This window comes from Pseudomonas sp. UTLPPB19802, assembly GCF_059730225.1.
In genome coordinates this window covers 4888207-4906472 of sequence record NZ_AP048545.1, presented here as the reverse complement: position 1 = coordinate 4906472, position 18266 = coordinate 4888207, and the positions used below count along the sequence as shown (strand labels likewise).

Below are 18266 nucleotides of genomic sequence, written 5' to 3'. Positions count from 1 at the left end.
CATGGAGTTTCAAGTGAAGATTCCCGCTTTGATCCTGGCCCTCGCCCTGTTGGCCGGTTGTGCTTCAAAACCCGACTACTACGTATCGCCCACCCCCGTGCATATCCCGGAAACCGCCACCTACTGGATCGATTCCTTCGGCCTGGACCTGGTGGGGGAGAACCCGCGGTTCCTGTCCCAGGACATCCTGCGCCAGCGCCTGCGCAATCAACTGTCGGACAAGTTGAGCACCGTTGGCCGCTATGCCAAAAGCCGCGAAAGCGCCGACTACCTGCTGGACGTGAGCACGGTCTATACGCGTCACATTAGCGATTCCAAGGGTGGCCTGGTGTCGATGATCGTCGATGACAACACCATCCTGGCCAGTGTCGGTTTCAGCTACAAGGTCAAGGTTTCCAGGGGCGGTGCCGAGGTACTCAACTTCGCCCAGGCCCGGGACGGCTTGATGCCGGCCGGCGTGCAGGGCAACCTGCGCAACTACAAGACCATGTGGGGCGCGATCAGCAACAAAGGCAACTCCGACGTCGAGGAGTTCTATGTCGAGGTCTTGCCGAACTTCATCGTCAAGGACATCGAAGGCATTCCTACGCACTGATCCGCCGTATGATCTCGGCGCTTGTGCAACGCAGGCGCCGATCGAACACGATCCATGTTTCTCGTCATCACCCTCGCGCCATTGATGCCCCTCCCAGGCTCCCTATGATGGACATGAAGCCTGTCGACTCCTGACCGTGATTCGACAGCCTCGAGTACTTTCATTCCTGCGAGCGCCACCATGACTCCAACAAGAACCCTCTACGACAAGCACATCGATTCTCATACGGTGTGTCGCCTCGATGACCAGGGCCATGTCCTGCTGTATATCGACCGCCAGGTCATCAACGAATACACCAGCCCGCAAGCCTTCAGCGGCCTGCGTGAAGCCGGGCGCGCGGTCTGGCGCCCGGAAACGGCACTGGCCGTGGTCGACCATGTGAACCCCACTGCGCCCCGGCGCATTGCCGCCATGCCGGACGCCGGTGGTGCCCGACAGGTGTCGTACCTGGCCGAGAACTGTGCCGACTTCGGGATCGAGCTGTTCGATGTGCTCGACAAGCGCCAGGGCATCGAACACGTGGTCGCCCCGGAACAGGGCTTCATCCTGCCGGGCATGGTCGTCGCCGCTGGCGACAGCCATACCACCACCTATGGTGCCCTCGGTGCCTTCGGTTTCGGCATCGGCACTTCCGAGATCGAACACCTGCTGGCGTCCCAGACGCTGGTCTACAAGCGCCTCAAGACCCTGCGGGTGACGGTCGACGGCGCGTTGGCGGCGGGGCTGACCTCCAAGGACGTGATCATGGCGCTGATCGGCGAGATCGGTGCCTCCGGTGCGACCGGCTATGCCATCGAGTTCCGTGGCTCGACCATCGATGCACTGAGTGTCGAGGCGCGCATGACCATCTGCAACATGGCGGTGGAGGCTGGTGCGCGGGGAGCCTTCATGGCCCCGGACGAAAAGGTGTTCGCCTACCTCAAGGACAAGCCGCGGGCGCCCAAGGGCGAGCAGTGGGACCAGGCCGTCGCCCGTTGGCGGGAGCTGCGCAGCGATGCCGGCGCACGGTTCGACCGGGAAGTGTACCTGGATGCCACGGCCCTGGAGCCGATGGTCACCTGGGGCACCAGCCCGGACCAGGCGGCGCCCATCGGCGCGCGGGTGCCGGATCCGGAAACCATCGGCGATCCGATCCTGCGCCAGGACATGCGCCGGGCCCTGAACTACATGGGCCTGGAAGCGGGCATGCCGCTGAGCGATATCGTCATCAGCCACGCCTTCATCGGCTCTTGCACCAATGCCCGCATCGAGGACTTGCGTGACGCGGCCCGGGTGGTGCGCGGCCAGCAGGTGGCCAGGCATGTACGGGCGATGATCGTGCCGGGTTCCACCCAGGTCCGCGACCAGGCCGAAGCCGAAGGGCTGGCGGCGGTGTTCATCGAGGCCGGTTTCGACTGGCGTCAGTCCGGCTGCTCGATGTGCCTGGCGATGAACGACGACGTGCTGGCGGCGGGTGACCGTTGCGCTTCCAGCACCAACCGCAACTTCGAAGGTCGCCAGGGCGCCGGTGCCCGTACGCACCTGATGAGCCCGGCGATGGTGGCGGCGGCGGCGATTGCCGGGCGCCTGACCGATATCCGTTCCCTGGAGCAACGCCCATGAGCCTGCAACCGTTTTCCCAGGTCTGCGGCAAGGCCGCGCCGATGCTGGCGGCCAACATCGATACCGACGTGATCATGCCCAAGCAGTTTCTCAAGGGCATCGACCGTAGCGGCCTGGATCGTGGGTTGTTCTTTGACCTGCGCTTCCTTCCATCGGGTGAGCCCAACCCGCAGTTTGTACTGAACCAGCCGGCTTGGCAGGGCGCAAGCTTCATGGTGGTCGGGCCGAACTTCGGCTGCGGCTCCAGCCGTGAACATGCGGTGTGGGGCTTGAAGCAGATGGGCATCCGGGCCTTGATCGGTAGCAGTTTTGCCGGGATTTTCTACGACAACTGCCAGCGCAATGGCGTGTTGCTGATCACCCTCGACGAGGCGACGCTGCAACGCCTGGGGCAAGTAGTGAGCCAGCCCGAAGGCGCCGAGATCTCGATCAACCTGGACGCCCAGCGCATTCATTTGCAGGACGGCAGCGTGATCGAATTCCAGATCGATGCACTGCGCAAGTCGGCCCTCCTTCTCGGGCTGGATGCCATTGGCAGCACCCTGCAGCGCAGCGAGCAGATCAAGGCGTTCGAGCGGGCGCATCTGCAGGCCAATCCCTGGCTGAGCTGACAGTCGATGACTCGCCCCTGTGGCCCTCACAGGGACGAGTCAGATAGACAACTGCCGGAAATGCTCCTGCAGGAACTCCACGCAAGCCCGCAATTTCCCCGAATAGGCTAGCCGCGTCGGGTACACCGCCCAGACGTTCGCACTCTGGGTGTGTTCGTGCAGCACCTGCACCAGCCGGCCCTGTTCCAGCAGCGGCTTGACGTCCCACAGCGAGCGCAGCAGGATGCCGCGCCCATCGAGTGCCCACTGCAAAACGATCTCGCCGCTGTTGGAAGACAGCGGGCCGCGTACGCGCACGCTGTCCTGGCGGCTGTCGCATTCCAGGTTCCAGATACCGAAGGCGTTGTCGCGCTCCTTGAGTACCAGGCAGTCGTGCTGTTCCAGGTCGCCCAACTGCTGCGGCGTGCCGCGTCGCTCCAGGTAGGCGGGCGCGGCGCAGAGCACCCGGCGATTGCTCACCAGGCGCCGGCCAATGTGCTGGCCGGGGATGTCGTCGCCGACGCGGATCTCCAGGTCAAAGCCTTCGCTGACGATGTCGACCACGCGGTCGAACAGGTCCAGGCGGATCTCCAGTGCCGGGTAGCGCTCGGCCAGCAGCGACAGCGCCGGTGCCACGTGGTTGCGGCCGAAACCGAAGCTGCTGCACAGGTGCAGGCGGCCGCTTGGGCTGTCATGGGCTTCGGACAGCTCCTCGCTCATCTGCTGGAAGTCTTCGAGGATGCGCACGGCCCAGCGTTGCACCCGCTCGCCGTCCTCGGTCAGGGCGAGACGGCGGCTGGTGCGGTGCAGCAGGCGGGTGGCGAGGGTGGTTTCGAGAATCTGGATACGCTTGCTGACGTAGGCGGGCGACAGCCCCAGTTCATCGGCAGCAGCGGCGAAGCCGGCCTTGCGGATGACGGTGAGGAACACGCGCAGGTCTTCGGGCAGGGGCACGGTGTCTTTCTTTGGGCTCATGGGTGCAACAACGAAAACTGGCGGCAGGAGCCGCCAGAATAGCATCGTTGGTCATTGTGCCTGGGGGAGATGAGTATTACTCGGTGGCTTGGGTGGCGAGGGTATTGCGCTCGCGACGAAGGGCGATCGGTGCCATCTTGCTGCGATCGAGCTGGCCCTCCCAGGCGGCCACCACCAGGGCGACGAAGCCTGCGCCGACTACCGTACCGGCGCCCTTGGACGCCGGTCTGCGGCCAGTGGTTGCCGATCAGCACGCCCAGGACGATGGCGATCACGACTTGGATATAGAGGGTTCCCAGCAGTTTTCTGATTGTCATTTTTATTATCTCCGGAGAGTTTCAGGCACGCCGATCCCGTCATGGATCGTGGCGACGGCCCAAGGCGAAGGGATGTTTCACGTCAGGGTTGCAGAGTGCCGGTCAGCGCAGGAACGGCAGCACTTCGTCCAGCAGTTGCCGGGGGATTTCCTCGGCCAGGTAATGGCCGCCCGGCAGGGACTTGCCGCGCACGTCGGTGGCGACCTGTTGCCACTCGTGCAGCGGGTCGAAGCAGCGACCGACCGTACCTTCGGCGCCCCACAGGGCCAGCAGTGGCAGGTTCAGCTGGCGCCCGGCGGCGAGATCGGCGCGGTCATGTTCCAGATCGATACCGGCGCTGGCGCGATAGTCCTCGCAGACGCCACGGGCGCTGCCGGGCAGGCTGAGGCAGCGCAGGTATTCGCCGAAGGCTTCGGCGGTAAACGGCTTGAGCCCGGCGCTGCGACTGCCCATGACGCTGCGCAGGTACTGCTCCGGGTTGGCCTCGATCAGGCTCTCCGGCAACGGCGCCGGACGGATCAGGAAGAACCAGTGCCAGTAGGCGCGGGCGAAGGCTTCGTTGGTCTGGGCGTACATCGACAGGGTCGGCGCGATATCCAGCAGGACCATGCGCTGCACCGCCTCGGGATGGTCGAGGGCCAGGCGATGTCCACACCGTTGACGTGGCGCTGGTCTTTCTGGAATCCGGCGAACATGGAAGTGACTCCTCGTTATTGTTGCCGACATCCTAAGTCTCACAGCGCTACAGGCAAGGCGCAAAGCGTGGGGCGCTCGTTCATGAAGTGTGTTGCTGGTCGCGGGCGACGGATCAGCCCTCGCGTTGTTCGAACAGCTTCGCGGCCCGGGCCTCGATCTCGGCCTGGGTCAGGTCTTCCTTGTGGCAGGCCAGGAACCAGACATGGCCGAACGGGTCCTTGAGGGTGCAACTGCGGTCACCGTAGAACTGGTCCTGTACTTCGCTGATCACCGTGGCCCCGGTCGCTGTGGCGATTTCGAACTGCTTGTCGACATCCGAGACGTACAGGTGGATACCGACCGAAGTCGGCCCCTGCGGGCTGACGAACGGCCCTTCGCCGCAAGGTGTGCCCAGCATCAGCGGCGAGTCGCCGATCCGCAGTTCGGCATGGCCGATGCTGCCGTCGGGCATCGTCAGGCGCATGATCTCGGTGGCGCCGAAGGCTTGCTTGTAGAAGTCGATGGCCGCGGCGGCCTGGCTGACGCCGAGGTAGGGGGTGATGCTGTGGAAACCCTCCGGTATCGCTTTGACGCTCATCGCGGTTCTCCCTTGTCAGGTGGCAATGACCGGCCACCGTGGCCGGTCATTTGACTATAGGCCACGACGAGCAAGGGGTTGGGCGAGCTGACGGAGTGTCTGGCCGGAGTCAGAAGTCGACATCCGCCTGCCGGTTGTAGATCGCCAGCAGGACGTCGTAGCGGTGACCGACGTTCCAGAAATCGTCGCTCAGTACCTGGGGGGCGGAGTGGTTGCGCCAGTCGGTTGCCAACTGCTCCAGGGCGGCCTGGTACTGTTGCATCGGCTGTTGCAGCATCGACCACAGTTCGTGGACCGGCCCGTTGCGGTGGCTGGCGGGGAGGGCGTTGCGATAGGTCACGGCGGCTTCCCGGGCCTTGCGTAACTCGTCGTTGGCGCTGGCGAGCAGGGGCGGGTCGAGTTGCTGCCGACGTGCCGCCGTATCCAGGCGGTCGATGGTCAGGCGGGCTTGCAGCATGCAGTTCAGCAGGTGCCAGTGCATGTCCCGGCCCAGCTTCTGCTCCAGCTGTTCCAACTGTCGGGGACGCAGCGCGAGGTCGGTGGACTCCAGGTCGCGGCGCATGGTGTTGGAAACAGGAAGGAATGCCTCGACGCTTTCGGCGTGCCGCTTTCTGTCCGACTCGGCTATCACGCTGTTGAGCTGGGCCGCCAGTTTCTCCGGCAACATGGGCCTGGTCGAGTCGAGGAGCCCAGGGGCCATGGCCTTTGCCAGAGCCATGAGGTAGCGATCGGCGAGCAGGCCAATCTGCCGCGTACCGTCGACAAGACCGGCCTTGAAGGTGCTGCCGGGTTTGCAGAAGTCGCGTGTGATCGCCTGGTAGTCATGGCGTTGCAGGTAGGGAAAGTCATCGTTTCCAGTGTTTTGCCCGGCCTCACGGTCCAGTCGCCAGGGGACTTCGGCGACGTTCACACATTTGATCAGTGGCCGCAGTGCATTGGCCTCGGCCGTTGCCTCGCTGTTGTGGCGGTCCAGCCAGATATCGAAACGACTCTGTTGCTGCTCGGTGCCGACCAGTACATAGATGCCACAGATCAATAGCACGCCAAAAGTGAGAAACCAGCGCTTGTCCATCAATGGGCCTCCTTGCCGTACCACTGTTTCCCGGTGGTGGGCAGGCGGCAGTCCTCGACGCTTGCCGGCATGCGGCTGCACAGGCGCTCGGGCCAGGGCTGCAAGCCCTCGTTGCGGCCCGCTACGGTCTTGCCATGCGCAACATAGAGCGCCAGCGTGCCGAGGCTGATACTCAGTATCAGGGCGCCGGCCAGCCACCAGGAGAGGGGGCGGGGCCGCTGCTTTTTCCCCATCCGGTCAGTCCACGCCAGCGCAAGCATCGTACCGGCGTAGGTCAGCAGGGGAAGCATGCCTAGCCAGGCGGCGGTCACTCCCGCCACCAGCCAGCACGGCAGCAACTCGCGTAATACCAGCGGCGAGGGACGGCGTGGACTGAGCCTGTGCGACAGGCGTTGGCTGAAACGATGATCCAGCGTCCAGAAGCTGTCCGCCATCGCCGGCCAGAACCAGAGCAGGGTTCCGGTGAGCCCGCCCAGGGCCAGTGACCATAAGGCAATGGCGTCGGCTGTCGCCTTCAACCCGCTGCCCGGCAGCAGCTTCTGCTGCACCGCAGCGACACAGCAGCTCAGCATCACGGCGGCGAAGCCAAGCCAGCCAGTCTCGGCATATTGCCAGTCGCGCCAAAAGAACGCGTTGCCCTCGGGCAGCCGGCTTTCCAAACGTGGGTGGTTTTGTCGAATCGTCTGCGCAGCCCGCTGGCAGGCTTGCCAGTCTTCCTGATGGAAGCGACGGGTGAAGCTGCGACGCTCGGCCTGCGACATCTGGGCGAACAGCAGTTGGGTGGCTCGGTTATCCGGAGTATTGGCCGGCAACTGCAGGCGATGCATATGCTGGGACAGCAGTTCCTCGTCCCGACTGCGTTGCAGCAGGTGCGTCCAGTATGGTTCTGGACAGCGGAGCGCGGGACCGACCTCGTTCCATTGCCTGACCTTGCACATCGCGTGAAAGAGTCTGGCAGACCAGAGGGGGCACTCCAGCAACAGCCTGGCCAGTACTTCATCAAGCAGTTGCTGATGGGCCAGGGCGTCGAGCCCGTAGAGCTGCATCAGGTTGTAATACTCGCGCCAGAAACCTTCGACATTGTCCACGTCGAGCTGATAGCCGAGGGCTTGTTCCAGGTTCCCCAGCAGGCGTCGATGCAGCTCGGCGAGTGCGCTGCGGGGAACATCGGTAGATCGCCAGGGGCTCATCCACTGGAAGCGTTCCAGGCCCCAGTGGGCCAGCGCCGTGAAGTCCTGTTCGGGTTCGAGACAGCGCAGTAGCAGTTGTTCGCCGAATTCGTGCTCGCAGTGATAGAGGGTGGCCTTGGCGAAACGCTCGTCGAGCAGGGCCGCAGTGATGCCTTCAAGTAACTGCGTGGCGACGCGCTGGGCGGCAGAATGACCGGTTGGGCGGGGCTGCAGGCCGGTGTCCGTGTCGTAGTGGATGGTATCGCTGGTCGCTGCAATGTCTTCCCGGACGGGCTCGGGGCTCGCTTCGCTCCAGTCCAGCGCCTGCTCGTAGGCCTCGCGCAATCGCTGGAAACCCTCCGGGTCATCGTCCGGGCGGGTACGCTTGAGCAGGCTGGCATACTGACGCTTGATGCTCCGGGGATCGGCGTCCGAGGGTAGGCCGAGGACTTCCCAACAACTCATCGATACACCCCGAACGCCGTGTTCGATGCGGCTACCACGATCATGCCCACAAGACTCCCGGTGAAGATCACTCCATGATGGGGGGCAATGGTATCAAAGTGCCGTTGCCTGCGCCGTAACTGGCTTTATCAGCGCGGTAGGCTGGCTTTTTACTCGGTGCTGCCTAAGATGGCCGTCACAAGGAACAGCACAAGGCTCGGGCGACCGTCAATGTCGGAAAAAGACACCATCTCCATCCATCTGGTGCGCGAGGCACTGCTGCAGAGCTGCGCCACGGACGCAGCCACCAATGAGGTGCTGGACAAGGTCGGGATCGACCCACAGTGGCTGCACCGGCCCGAGGCCCGGGTGCCGGCCAGCGACTATGCACGCCTGTGGCGCCTGCTCGCGCGGCGCAACGATGACGAGTTCTTTGGCATGGATCCGCGCAAGCTGCGGGCCGGCAGTTTTGCCTACCTGTGCCGGGCCGGCATGGCCCAGCCGACGGTGAGGGCCGGGCTGGAAGCAGTGCTGGAGTTTCTCTCGCTGATCTTCGAGCGCCTGCCGGCCCAGTTGGTGACTCAGCAGAGCCTGGCCGAAATCGTCCTGGCGGAGCCTGGAAGCGAGGCCCGGCGACCGTTCACCTATTTCACCTACTGGATGATCGTCCACGGCGTGGCCTGCTGGCTGGCGGGAAGGCGGATTCCGATCCTGGCCATCGAACTGCGTTGCGAGGAGCCGGATTACTGCGATGACTACCGGGTGATGTTCTCCGAGAACCTGCGTTTTGCCCGGCCACGGACGCGGATGATCCTCGCCGCCGATTGCCTGGACCTGCCGATCAAGCGCAGCCCCCAGGAATTGCAGCGTTTTCTCGGGCATGCGCCGGCCAATATCCTGGTCAAGTACCGCGATGCCCAGAGCTTTTCCAGCCGGATCCGGCACGATCTGCGGCAGTTGCCGGCCCAGCAGTGGCCGGAGACCGAGGGGCTGGCGTTGCAGCTGTGCATGTCCGCCTCGACCCTGCGTCGGCGGCTGGCAGAAGAGGGGCAGACCTACCAGGGGCTCAAGGACAGCGTGCGCAAGGAACTGGCGATTGCCTGGTTGGCCGAGCCGGCCATCAGCTTCGCCGATATCGCCGCGTGGCTGGGATTTGCCGATGTCAGCTCGTTCTACAAGGCCTTTCGCAAATGGTCGGGTTCGAATCCGGGGCATTATCGCAGCCTGATTCTCAACGACGCCCAGTAATCCTTGTGGGAGCCGGCTTGCTGGCGATAGCGGCCTATGGAAACCGCAGATTCATTGAATGGCCACCTGCGGCGGATCGCCAGCAAGCCGGCTCCTGCAGGGGGGGCGTCTCGATTGATTGGGCGATTGCAATATCGGCAATGGCGCTCGTTCCCATCCATCATTGGCCAAACCAGTCAATCAGGTTGAAGGCTTTGACCATTGTCCCAAGTCCCTGACGGGGCGACTATTTCCTGGATTTTTCTACGGTTTCCTCTAATAACAAGACCGGGAGATTGCTGGGATGCGCGACTACCTGACTGCCACCGAGAATTTCAATTATCAGCACGTGGCCGACATGAGCCTGAAAGGCTCCCTGACGGCGCTCAACGCTTGCGTCGAATGCTGTGACCGGCATGCCTTGCCGGGACGGATCGCTCTGTTCTGGGAGGGCCGCGACGGGAGCAGCGCCGTCCATACCTTCAGCCAGTTGCAGGAGCAGGCCGGGCGTTTCGCCAATTTCCTGCTGGCCCAGGGGGTGCGCCGCGGAGACAAGGTCGCCGGGCTGCTGCCGCGTAATGCCGAGCTGCTGGTGACGCTGTTCGCCACCTGGCGCATCGGCGCGGTGTACCAGCCGCTGTTCACGGCGTTCGGGCCCAAGGCCATCGAGCACCGCCTGAACACTTCGGCAGCCAAGGTGGTGGTCACCGATGCGGCCAATCGCGCGAAACTCAGCGAAGTCACGGACTGCCCAACGATCGTCACGGTCGGTGGTGCCAAGGGACAGGGCATTGTGCGCGGGGATTTCAGCTTCTGGGCCGAGCTGGACAACTACCCGATGGTTTGCGAGCCGGTAATGCTCAGTGGCAACGACCCGTTCCTGCTGATGTTCACCTCGGGCACCACCGGTCCCGCCAAACCCCTGGAAGTGCCACTCAAGGCGATCATCGCCTTCCAGAGCTACACCCGCGATGCGGTCGACCTGCGCCCCGAAGACGCGTTCTGGAACGTCGCCGATCCGGGCTGGGCCTACGGTCTCTACTTCGGCATCACCGGGCCGCTGGGCCTGGGCCATCCGATCACCTTCTACGACGGTCCGTTCACCGTGGAGAGCACCTGCCGGGTGATCGAGAAATACGGTATCACCAACCTGACCGGCTCGCCGACCGCCTACCGCCTGCTGATCGCTGCCGGCGAGGCGTTTTCCAGCCGGATCAGGGGCCGTCTGCGGGCCGTCAGCAGCGCCGGCGAGCCGCTGAACCCGGAGGTGATCCGCTGGTTCGCGGAAAACCTCGACGTCACTATTCTTGATCATTACGGCCAGACTGAACTGGGCATGGTCCTGTGCAACCACCATGGCCTGCAGCACCCGGTGCATGTTGGGTCTGCGGGGTTCGCCTCGCCCGGCCATCGCATCGTGGTGCTGGATGATGATCACCAGGAACTGGGTGTTGGCCAGCCGGGGATTCTCGCCCTGGACCGCACCCAGTCGCCTATGTGCTGGTTCAACGGCTACAAGGGCTTCGAGACCAAGGCCTTCGTCGGCCCGTACTACCTCAGTGGTGACACGGTAGAGCTGAACACCGATGGCAGCATCAGTTTCGTCGGTCGCAGCGACGATGTGATTACCACATCGGGCTACAGGGTTGGCCCGTTCGATGTGGAAAGCGCCCTGGTCGAGCACCCGGCGGTGGTAGAGGCGGCGGTGGTCGGCAAGCCCGATTCGGAACGCACCGAGTTAGTGAAAGCGTTCGTGGTGCTCAATGCGCAGTACCGCGCCGAACCGCAACTGGCCGAGGAACTGCGCCTGCATGTGCGCAAGCGCCTGGCGGCTCACGCCTACCCACGGGAAATCGAGTTCGTCGACGAGTTACCCAAGACTCCGAGCGGCAAGTTGCAGCGTTTCATCCTGCGCAACCAGGAAATAGCCAAGGCCCAGGCAGGGGCCTGACACGATCCTGTAGGAGCCGGGCTTGCCCGCGAATGGGCCCTCAAGGCTGAAAAAGCTTCGCGGGCAAGCCCGGTTCCTGCAAGGCGGGTCCGCTCCTGCAGAGATCACCCCAGGGCAGAGAATCATCCAGAATTGAAGTACGAAAGAAGGACAGGGCAATGAACATACAAGACAAGGCTTTCCTGATCAGCGGCGGCGCCTCCGGCCTCGGTGCGGCCACCGCCGAAATGCTGGTGGCCGCTGGTGCACGGGTGATGCTGGTGGACCTCAATGCCGAGGCCGTCGCGGCCCAGGCGCAAAAACTCGGCGCCAATGCCCGCAGCGTGGTCGCCGACATTACCCAGCAGGACCAGGCACAACGTGCCGTAGAGGCGGCTGTCAGCACCTTCGGTGGCCTGCATGGGCTGGTCAACTGTGCCGGCATCGTGCGCGGCGAGAAGATCCTCGGCAAGAACGGCCCGCACCTGCTGGACACTTTCAGCCAGGTGATCAATGTCAACCTGATCGGCAGCTTCAACCTGCTGCGCCTGGCCGCTGCGGCCATGGCCGAGAGCGAGGCGGACGCCGGTGGCGAGCGCGGCGTGATCATCAACACCGCTTCGGTCGCTGCCTATGACGGCCAGATTGGCCAGGCCGCCTATGCCGCCTCCAAGGGTGCCATCGTCAGCCTGACTCTGCCGGCCGCCCGCGAACTGGCGCGCTTCGGCATCCGCGTGATGACCATCGCCCCGGGCATCTTCGAGACGCCGATGATGGCCGGCATGACCCCGGAAGTGCGCGACTCGCTGGCGGCCGGCGTGCCGTTCCCGCCGCGCCTGGGCAAACCCTCGGAATACGCCGCGCTGGTCCGGCACATCATTGAAAACAGCATGCTCAACGGCGAGGTGATCCGTCTCGACGGCGCCTTGCGCATGGCGGCCAAGTAGGAGGAAACAAGCATGACTATCCAGGACCCCGTTGTCATCGTCAGCGCCGTGCGCACCCCCATGGGGGGCTTCCAGGGCGACCTCAAGAGCCTGACCGCACCGCAGCTGGGCGCTGCCTCGATCCGCGCGGCGGTCGAGCGTGCCGGTGTGGCGGCGGACGCCGTGGACGAAGTGCTGTTCGGTTGCGTGCTGCCGGCCGGCCTTGGCCAGGCGCCGGCCCGCCAGGCGGCACTGGGTGCCGGACTGGACAAGGGCACCCGCTGCACCACCTTGAACAAGATGTGCGGCTCCGGCATGGAAGCGACCATTATCGCCCACGACCGGCTGCTGGCCGGCAGTGCCGAGGTGGTGGTAGCTGGTGGCATGGAAAGCATGTCCAACGCGCCGTACTTGCTGGACCGCGCCCGCAGCGGTTATCGCATGGGACACGGCCAGGTGCTCGACCACATGTTCCTCGACGGCCTGGAAGACGCCTACGACAAGGGCCGGCTGATGGGCACCTTTGCCGAGGATTGCGCCGAGAGCAACGGCTTCAGCCGCGAGACTCAGGATGCCTTCGCCGTCGCCTCGTTGATCCGCGCGCAGCAGGCCATCAGTGAAGGGCGCTTCCGTGACGAGATCGTTCCGCTGCAGGTGACGGTTGGCAAGGAACAGCGACTGGTCAGCGATGACGAGCAGCCACCGAAAGCCAAACTGGACAAGATCTCCTCGCTGAAACCGGCGTTTCGCCAAGGTGGTACGGTCACCGCGGCCAACTCCAGTTCGATTTCCGATGGCGCGGCGGCGCTGGTGCTGATGCGCCGTTCCGAGGCCGAGAAACGCGGCCTCAAGCCGCTGGCGGTGATCCACGGTCATGCGGCATTTGCCGACACCCCAAGCCTGTTCCCGGTGGCGCCGGTAGGGGCGATCCACAAGCTGCTGAAGAAAACCGGCTGGTCCCTGGACCAGGTCGACCGCTTCGAGATCAACGAAGCCTTCGCCGTGGTCACCCTGGTGACCATGGACAAGCTGCAGATTCCCCATGAGAAGGTCAACGTCAACGGCGGCGCCTGCGCCCTGGGACACCCGATCGGTGCGTCCGGCGCGCGCATCCTGGTGACGCTGCTGTCGGCGCTGCGCCAGCAGAATCTGAAGCGCGGCATCGCGGCAATCTGCATCGGCGGTGGCGAAGCCACGGCGATCGCGGTCGAGTGTCTGTAAGGAGTTCCCATGCTACCGAACCAAGAGCAACAACAGATCAGCGACGCGGCCCGGGATTTTGCCCAGGAACGCCTCAAGCCCTTCGCCGCCGAGTGGGACCGCGAGCATCGTTTCCCCCGTGAAGCCATCGGCGAAATGGCCCAACTGGGTTTCTTCGGCATGCTGGTGCCGGAAGAGTGGGGCGGTTGCGACACCGGTTACCTGGCCTACGCCATGGCCCTGGAGGAGATCGCCGCCGGTGATGGCGCCTGCTCGACCATCATGAGCGTGCACAATTCGGTGGGCTGCGTGCCGATCCTCAACTTCGGCAACGACGAGCAGAAAGCCCGGTTCCTGCCGGCCCTGGCCGGTGGCGAGATGCTCGGTGCGTTTGCCCTCACCGAACCCCAGGCCGGCTCCGATGCCAGCGGCCTGAAGACCCGCGCCCGACTGGAAGGCGACCATTACGTACTCAACGGCTGCAAGCAGTTCATCACTTCCGGGCAGAACGCCGGGGTGGTGATCGTCTTTGCCGTGACTGACCCGAGTGCCGGCAAGCGTGGTATCAGTGCGTTCATCGTGCCGACCGACTCGCCGGGCTACCAGGTCGCGCGGGTCGAGGACAAGCTCGGTCAGCATGCTTCGGACACCTGCCAGATCCTCTTCGAAGACGTGAAGGTGCCGGTAGCCAATCGCCTGGGCGAGGAGGGCGAGGGCTACCGCATCGCCCTGGCCAACCTGGAAGGTGGACGGGTCGGTATTGCCGCGCAATCGGTGGGCATGGCCCGGGCGGCATTCGAGGCGGCCCGCGACTACGCCCGCGAGCGGCAGAGCTTCGGCAAGGCGCTGGTCGAGCACCAGGCCGTGGCGTTCCGCCTGGCGGACATGGCGACCCAGATCGCCGTGGCACGGCAGATGGTGCACTACGCCGCCGCGCTGCGCGACAGCGGCAAGCCGGCACTGGTGGAGGCGTCGATGGCCAAGCTGTTCGCCTCGGAAATGGCCGAGAAGGTCTGCTCCTCGGCATTGCAAACCCTTGGCGGCTATGGCTATCTGAACGACTTCCCGCTGGAGCGGATCTACCGCGACGTGCGGGTCTGCCAGATCTACGAAGGCACCAGTGACATTCAGCGCATGGTCATTTCGCGCAACCTGTGAGCAAGGAAATCAACGATGAGCTACGAAACCATTCTGCTGGACATCAAGGGCCGCGTCGGCCTGATCACCCTGAACCGCCCGCAGGCGCTCAACGCCCTCAATGCGCAGATCGTCAGTGAACTGAACCAGGCGCTGGATCGCCTGGAGGCCGATCCGGAGATCGGCTGCATCGTCCTGACCGGCTCGAAGAAGGCTTTCGCTGCCGGTGCCGACATCAAGGAAATGGCCGAGCTGACCTATCCGAAGATCTACCTCGACGACCTGTTCAGCGACAGCGACCGGGTGGCCAACCGGCGCAAGCCGATCATCGCCGCGGTATCCGGTTTCGCCTTGGGTGGCGGCTGTGAGCTGGCGTTGATGTGCGACTTCATCCTGGCCGCTGACAACGCCAAGTTCGGCCAGCCGGAGATCAACCTCGGCGTGCTGCCGGGCATGGGCGGCACCCAGCGCCTGACCCGTGCGGTGGGCAAGGCCAAGGCCATGGACTTGTGCCTGACCGGACGCTTCATCGATGCGGTGGAAGCCGAGCGTTGCGGCTTGGTGGCGCGGATCGTGCCGGTCGATGAGCTGTTGGACGAGGCATTGAAGGTGGCGACCCTGATCGCCGGCAAGTCGATCCCGATCAGCATGATGATCAAGGAGAGCGTCAACCGCGCATTCGAGGTCAGCCTGTCCGAAGGCGTGCGTTTCGAGCGCCGGGTGTTCCATGCGGCGTTTGCCACCGAAGACCAGAAAGAGGGGATGGCGGCGTTCGTGGCCAAGCGCGAGGCGCAGTTCAAGGATCGTTGAAACCGTCGAGTGGTGTGATGACTGATACACCGCTATCGCCAGCAAGCGGAGCGCCGCCCCGCTTGCTGGCGATGCCTTTCAGGGCATCACACCAGGTAATGCCTCAGCTCCCGCGCAATCAGCATCCGCTGAATCTCGCTCGACCCTTCGTAGATCTGCGTGATCCGCGCATCCCGGTAGTAGCGTTCTACCGGATAATCTTCCAGATACCCATAGCCGCCATGGATCTGCATCGCCGAGGAGCAGACCTTCTCGGCCATTTCCGAGGCGAACAGCTTGGCCTGCGAGGCCTCCGACAGGCAGGGCTGGCCCGCGCTGCGCAGGCGCGCGGCGTGGAGGATCAGCAGCCGCGTGGCATTGATCCGGGTGTGCATGTCGGCCAGCAGGTTGGCGATGCTCTGGTGCTCGATGATCGGCTTGTCGAATTGCACGCGTTCGCGGGCATAGGCCAGCGCCGCTTCGAAGGCGGCACGGGCGATGCCCAGCGCTTGGGCGGCGATGCCGATGCGTCCGCCTTCCAGGTTCGACAGGGCAATCGCCAGGCCCTTGCCGCGTTCGCCGAGCAGGTTGGCTTCGGGCACCGTGCACTGGTTCAGGGTGACCGCGCAGGTATCGGACGCGCGGATGCCCATCTTGTGCTCGGTACGGTCGACGATAAAACCCTGGGTGTCGGTCGGTACCAGGAAGGCCGAGAGGCCTTTCTTGCCCAGCTCCGGATCGGTCACGGCAAAGACGATCGCCAGGCTGGCGCGCTTGCCGTTGCTGACGAACTGCTTGGCGCCGTTGATCACCCACTGGCCGTCCTTGAGTTCGGCACGGGTGCGCAGGTTGTGTGCCTCGGAGCCGGCCTGGGGCTCGGTCAGGCAGAAGCAGCCGATCGCCTCGCCCGTGGCGAGTTTCTGCAGCCAGGTTTCCTTCTGCGCCTGGGAGCCGTAATTGAGGATCGGCCCGCAACCCACCGAGTTGTGGATGCTCATCAGTGCGCCGGTGGCACCATCGCCGGCCGCGATCTCTTCCACCGCCAGGGCATAGGCCACGTAGTCGACATAGGTCCCTCCCCATTCCTCGGGGACCACCATGCCCAACAGGCCCAGTTCGCCCATCTTGCGCACCAGTCCGTCATCGATCCAGCCGGCCTTTTCCCAGGCCTGGGCATGGGGCGCGATCTCGCCACGGGCGAAATCCCGGGCCATGTCGCGGATCATCACTTGTTCTTCGCTCAGTTCGATATCGTGCATGGCTTCAGTTTTCGCTTGTGTCGAGGCCGTGGAAAAAACGTGCGACCTGCTCGGGCGCCAGCGCCTGCAGGGTCGGTGGGTTCCAGCGCGGGGTCTTGTCCTTGTCGATCAGCAGGGCGCGCACGCCTTCCATCAGGTCGCCGTGCTCGAACCACTGGCGATCCAGGTGCAGTTCCATGGCAAAGCATTCCTCCAGGCTCAGGTGGCGACCCCGGCGCAGCATCTCCAGGGTCACGGCCATCGCCAGTGGCGAGCGGGTTTCCAGCAGGCTGGCGGTCTGCGAGGCCCATTCGTGGCTGTCGGCGACGGTCACCGCGCGCAGTTGCTCGACCATGCTCGGCACGTCGGGCAGGGCGAAGAAGTGGTCGATGGCGGGGCGCAGCTTGTCCAGCGGAGCATCGGAGAGGGTCTGCACGGCGAGCTTGGCCAGCAGGCTCTGCAGGTCCTTGAGCGGGGTGTCGTGCCATTCCATCTGGTCGAGACGCTGGTCCAGCAGGGCCAGCCTGTCGCTGTGCAGGTACCAGTCGGCGAGGCCGCAGTAGAGCGCATCGGCGGCGCGGATCTGGTTGCCGCTGACACCCAGGTACAAGCCGATTTCGCCGGGAATCCGCGGCAGGAAGTAGCTGCCGCCGACATCCGGAAAGTAGCCGATGCCGACTTCCGGCATCGCCAGCCGGCTGCGTTCGGTGACCACCCGCAGGTCCGCGCCCTGCACCAGGCCCATGCCGCCGCCGAGGACAAAACCGTCCATTAGCGCCAGCACCGGCTTGCGGTAGTGGTGGATGCAGAGGTCGAGGGCGTATTCCTCGACGAAGAAGTCTTCGTGCAACCGGTCGCCGCCCTTGTAGCTGTCGTACAGCGAACGGATATCGCCGCCAGCACAGAACGCCCGGTCACCCGCGCCGCGCAGGGTCACGGCGTGGACCTCCGGATCATCGGCCCATTCATCGAGCTGCGCTTGCAGCAGGCGGATCATGTCCAGGGTCAGGGCATTGAGGCCGGCGGGTCGGTTGAGGGTGAGATGACCGATATGGTTGCGCACCTGCGCCAGTACCTCGGCCGAGGCGTCGTCAAAATTTGTGGCAGCGGAGGGTGAAACCCGAACAGTCATTAACTAACTCCCTGCTTTTATTGTCTTTTTAGGTGCGTTCGCGTAGCGAACGATGGTTGATCGTAACAGTGCAATTTTGTCGTGTACAACCGGGATAACTGCAGGTCTTGTCTGCATTTTTGCCTGTATGGGCAAGCCTCTGGATAGTCTGGCTCAAGGTGCCGGGGTTGCAAGCCGGATCCGCCTTGGTGTCGTGGTGGCCTGGCGGTACGAATCCGGTTCGTATTGCGTGGACTCGGTGCTAAAGTCGCTTCTTTTTTCGAGCAGGGAACGGTCATGCGGATGTTAATCGGGGCGTTGGCGGCAGTGGCATTGGCGGGGTGCATGGGGCCCGGCATGAGTCAGAGTCGTACCACCGGCCCGACCAAGAGCTTTACTTCGACCAAGGCCGACAATGTCGTTGCCCAGTGCATTCAGTTCTCCTGGCAGGACGAAAAGGTCTTCGATGTCGACGCCGCGGCCTACCTGCAACCGGGCTACAAGGGCGGCTCGACCGTCTATACCCGTGGTTCCGAGTATTTTGTCGATGTCCGTCGCGAGGCCGATGGCACGGTGGTCGACTACTACGCCACCACCAGCAAGCCGATCGGCGCCCGGCGGCTGGCGGCTGTCGCTACCTGCCTCTGATGGTTTGAGCTGGACCGGCTGCC

The 18266-nt window shown here is 64.1% G+C and carries 16 protein-coding genes and 1 pseudogene; 10 read left to right on the top strand and 7 right to left on the bottom strand.

Annotated features, from left to right (window positions below; genetic code table 11):
- The first annotated feature begins 13 nt into the window (after window positions 1–13).
- From AC6I6U_RS21170 to leuD, 3 genes are all read left to right on the top strand, one after another.
- Window positions 14–595 carry a hypothetical protein gene (locus AC6I6U_RS21170; protein WP_497877977.1) on the top strand — a complete coding sequence of 194 codons (582 nt, stop codon included), beginning with the start codon at window positions 14–16 and terminating at the stop codon, window positions 593–595.
- Between the two features lie 180 nt (window positions 596–775).
- Window positions 776–2197: a 3-isopropylmalate dehydratase large subunit gene (gene leuC / locus AC6I6U_RS21165; protein ID WP_497877976.1), complete on the top strand. Its 1422-nt coding sequence runs from the start codon at window positions 776–778 to the stop codon at window positions 2195–2197.
- Window positions 2194–2808: a 3-isopropylmalate dehydratase small subunit gene (leuD, locus tag AC6I6U_RS21160; protein ID WP_497877975.1), complete on the top strand. Its 615-nt coding sequence runs from the start codon at window positions 2194–2196 to the stop codon at window positions 2806–2808. The genes leuC and leuD overlap by 4 nt, the downstream gene beginning before the upstream one ends.
- A 39-nt stretch (window positions 2809–2847) precedes the next feature.
- Here leuD and AC6I6U_RS21155 read toward each other — a convergent pair whose 3' ends face one another.
- The 5 genes and pseudogenes from AC6I6U_RS21155 to AC6I6U_RS21135 all read right to left on the bottom strand — a co-directional run bounded on the left by AC6I6U_RS21155 (window position 2848) and on the right by AC6I6U_RS21135 (window position 8058).
- Window positions 2848–3762 (bottom strand): LysR substrate-binding domain-containing protein, encoded by a 915-nt coding sequence (locus tag AC6I6U_RS21155; RefSeq protein ID WP_497877974.1) that lies wholly within the window; start codon window positions 3760–3762, stop codon window positions 2848–2850.
- 419 nt (window positions 3763–4181) lie between these two features.
- A pseudogene (locus AC6I6U_RS21150) lies at window positions 4182–4736 on the bottom strand (alpha/beta fold hydrolase); the annotation flags it as partial.
- A gap of 151 nt (window positions 4737–4887) precedes the next feature.
- Window positions 4888–5352, bottom strand: coding sequence for a VOC family protein (locus tag AC6I6U_RS21145; RefSeq protein ID WP_497877973.1), 465 nt, complete (start codon window positions 5350–5352; stop codon window positions 4888–4890).
- A gap of 109 nt (window positions 5353–5461) precedes the next feature.
- A complete protein-coding gene (locus AC6I6U_RS21140) occupies window positions 5462–6424 on the bottom strand; it encodes a DUF3829 domain-containing protein (RefSeq protein WP_497877972.1) in 963 nt (320 codons plus the stop codon).
- On the bottom strand, window positions 6424–8058 hold the full coding sequence (locus AC6I6U_RS21135) for a J domain-containing protein (protein ID WP_497877971.1): 1635 nt from the start codon (window positions 8056–8058) through the stop codon (window positions 6424–6426). The genes AC6I6U_RS21140 and AC6I6U_RS21135 overlap by 1 nt, the downstream gene beginning before the upstream one ends.
- 210 nt (window positions 8059–8268) lie before the next feature.
- On the opposite strand from AC6I6U_RS21135, the gene AC6I6U_RS21130 reads away from it, so the two are divergent.
- The 6 genes from AC6I6U_RS21130 (at window position 8269) to AC6I6U_RS21105 (ending at window position 15267) form a co-directional block, all read left to right on the top strand.
- A complete protein-coding gene (locus AC6I6U_RS21130; RefSeq protein WP_497877970.1) occupies window positions 8269–9285 on the top strand; it encodes an AraC family transcriptional regulator in 1017 nt (338 codons plus the stop codon).
- Between the two features lie 283 nt (window positions 9286–9568).
- Window positions 9569–11215: an AMP-binding protein gene (locus AC6I6U_RS21125; RefSeq protein ID WP_497877969.1), complete on the top strand. Its 1647-nt coding sequence runs from the start codon at window positions 9569–9571 to the stop codon at window positions 11213–11215.
- A gap of 158 nt (window positions 11216–11373) precedes the next feature.
- Window positions 11374–12141 (top strand): SDR family NAD(P)-dependent oxidoreductase, encoded by a 768-nt coding sequence (locus AC6I6U_RS21120; RefSeq protein ID WP_497877968.1) that lies wholly within the window; start codon window positions 11374–11376, stop codon window positions 12139–12141.
- 12 nt (window positions 12142–12153) lie between these two features.
- Window positions 12154–13341, top strand: a complete 1188-nt coding sequence (locus AC6I6U_RS21115) for an acetyl-CoA C-acyltransferase (protein WP_497877967.1) — start codon at window positions 12154–12156, stop codon at window positions 13339–13341.
- A gap of 9 nt (window positions 13342–13350) precedes the next feature.
- Window positions 13351–14478, top strand: a complete 1128-nt coding sequence (locus AC6I6U_RS21110) for an acyl-CoA dehydrogenase (protein WP_497877966.1) — start codon at window positions 13351–13353, stop codon at window positions 14476–14478.
- Window positions 14479–14493: 15 nt separating this feature from the next.
- Complete coding sequence (locus AC6I6U_RS21105) at window positions 14494–15267, top strand: enoyl-CoA hydratase (protein ID WP_497877965.1); 774 nt, start codon at window positions 14494–14496, stop codon at window positions 15265–15267.
- A gap of 86 nt (window positions 15268–15353) precedes the next feature.
- On the opposite strand, the gene AC6I6U_RS21100 is transcribed toward AC6I6U_RS21105, so the two are convergent.
- Together AC6I6U_RS21100 and AC6I6U_RS21095 are read right to left on the bottom strand one after the other, a co-directional pair.
- Entirely contained in the window at window positions 15354–16505 is a 1152-nt protein-coding gene (locus AC6I6U_RS21100) for an acyl-CoA dehydrogenase family protein (protein ID WP_497877964.1), read from the bottom strand.
- Window positions 16506–16509: 4 nt separating this feature from the next.
- A complete protein-coding gene (locus AC6I6U_RS21095; RefSeq protein WP_497877963.1) occupies window positions 16510–17616 on the bottom strand; it encodes an enoyl-CoA hydratase/isomerase family protein in 1107 nt (368 codons plus the stop codon).
- Between the two features lie 276 nt (window positions 17617–17892).
- Between AC6I6U_RS21095 and AC6I6U_RS21090 the strand changes: the two genes are divergently transcribed.
- Complete coding sequence (locus tag AC6I6U_RS21090) at window positions 17893–18243, top strand: hypothetical protein (protein WP_497877962.1); 351 nt, start codon at window positions 17893–17895, stop codon at window positions 18241–18243.
- The last annotated feature ends 23 nt before the right edge of the window (window positions 18244–18266 follow it).

What these genes read in the sequence shown, in the direction of transcription:
- leuC (WP_497877976.1), top strand. Translation starts at nt 776, where the DNA reads ATGACTCCAACAAGAACCCTCTACGACAAGCACATCGATTCTCATACG.
- leuD (WP_497877975.1), top strand. Translation starts at nt 2,194, where the DNA reads ATGAGCCTGCAACCGTTTTCCCAGGTCTGCGGCAAGGCCGCGCCGATG.
- AC6I6U_RS21155 (WP_497877974.1), bottom strand. Translation starts at nt 3,762, where the DNA reads ATGAGCCCAAAGAAAGACACCGTGCCCCTGCCCGAAGACCTGCGCGTG.
- AC6I6U_RS21145 (WP_497877973.1), bottom strand. Translation starts at nt 5,352, where the DNA reads ATGAGCGTCAAAGCGATACCGGAGGGTTTCCACAGCATCACCCCCTAC.
- AC6I6U_RS21140 (WP_497877972.1), bottom strand. Translation starts at nt 6,424, where the DNA reads ATGGACAAGCGCTGGTTTCTCACTTTTGGCGTGCTATTGATCTGTGGC.
- AC6I6U_RS21135 (WP_497877971.1), bottom strand. Translation starts at nt 8,058, where the DNA reads ATGAGTTGTTGGGAAGTCCTCGGCCTACCCTCGGACGCCGATCCCCGG.
- AC6I6U_RS21130 (WP_497877970.1), top strand. Translation starts at nt 8,269, where the DNA reads ATGTCGGAAAAAGACACCATCTCCATCCATCTGGTGCGCGAGGCACTG.
- AC6I6U_RS21125 (WP_497877969.1), top strand. Translation starts at nt 9,569, where the DNA reads ATGCGCGACTACCTGACTGCCACCGAGAATTTCAATTATCAGCACGTG.
- AC6I6U_RS21120 (WP_497877968.1), top strand. Translation starts at nt 11,374, where the DNA reads ATGAACATACAAGACAAGGCTTTCCTGATCAGCGGCGGCGCCTCCGGC.
- AC6I6U_RS21115 (WP_497877967.1), top strand. Translation starts at nt 12,154, where the DNA reads ATGACTATCCAGGACCCCGTTGTCATCGTCAGCGCCGTGCGCACCCCC.
- AC6I6U_RS21110 (WP_497877966.1), top strand. Translation starts at nt 13,351, where the DNA reads ATGCTACCGAACCAAGAGCAACAACAGATCAGCGACGCGGCCCGGGAT.
- AC6I6U_RS21105 (WP_497877965.1), top strand. Translation starts at nt 14,494, where the DNA reads ATGAGCTACGAAACCATTCTGCTGGACATCAAGGGCCGCGTCGGCCTG.
- AC6I6U_RS21100 (WP_497877964.1), bottom strand. Translation starts at nt 16,505, where the DNA reads ATGCACGATATCGAACTGAGCGAAGAACAAGTGATGATCCGCGACATG.
- AC6I6U_RS21095 (WP_497877963.1), bottom strand. Translation starts at nt 17,616, where the DNA reads ATGACTGTTCGGGTTTCACCCTCCGCTGCCACAAATTTTGACGACGCC.
- AC6I6U_RS21090 (WP_497877962.1), top strand. Translation starts at nt 17,893, where the DNA reads ATGCGGATGTTAATCGGGGCGTTGGCGGCAGTGGCATTGGCGGGGTGC.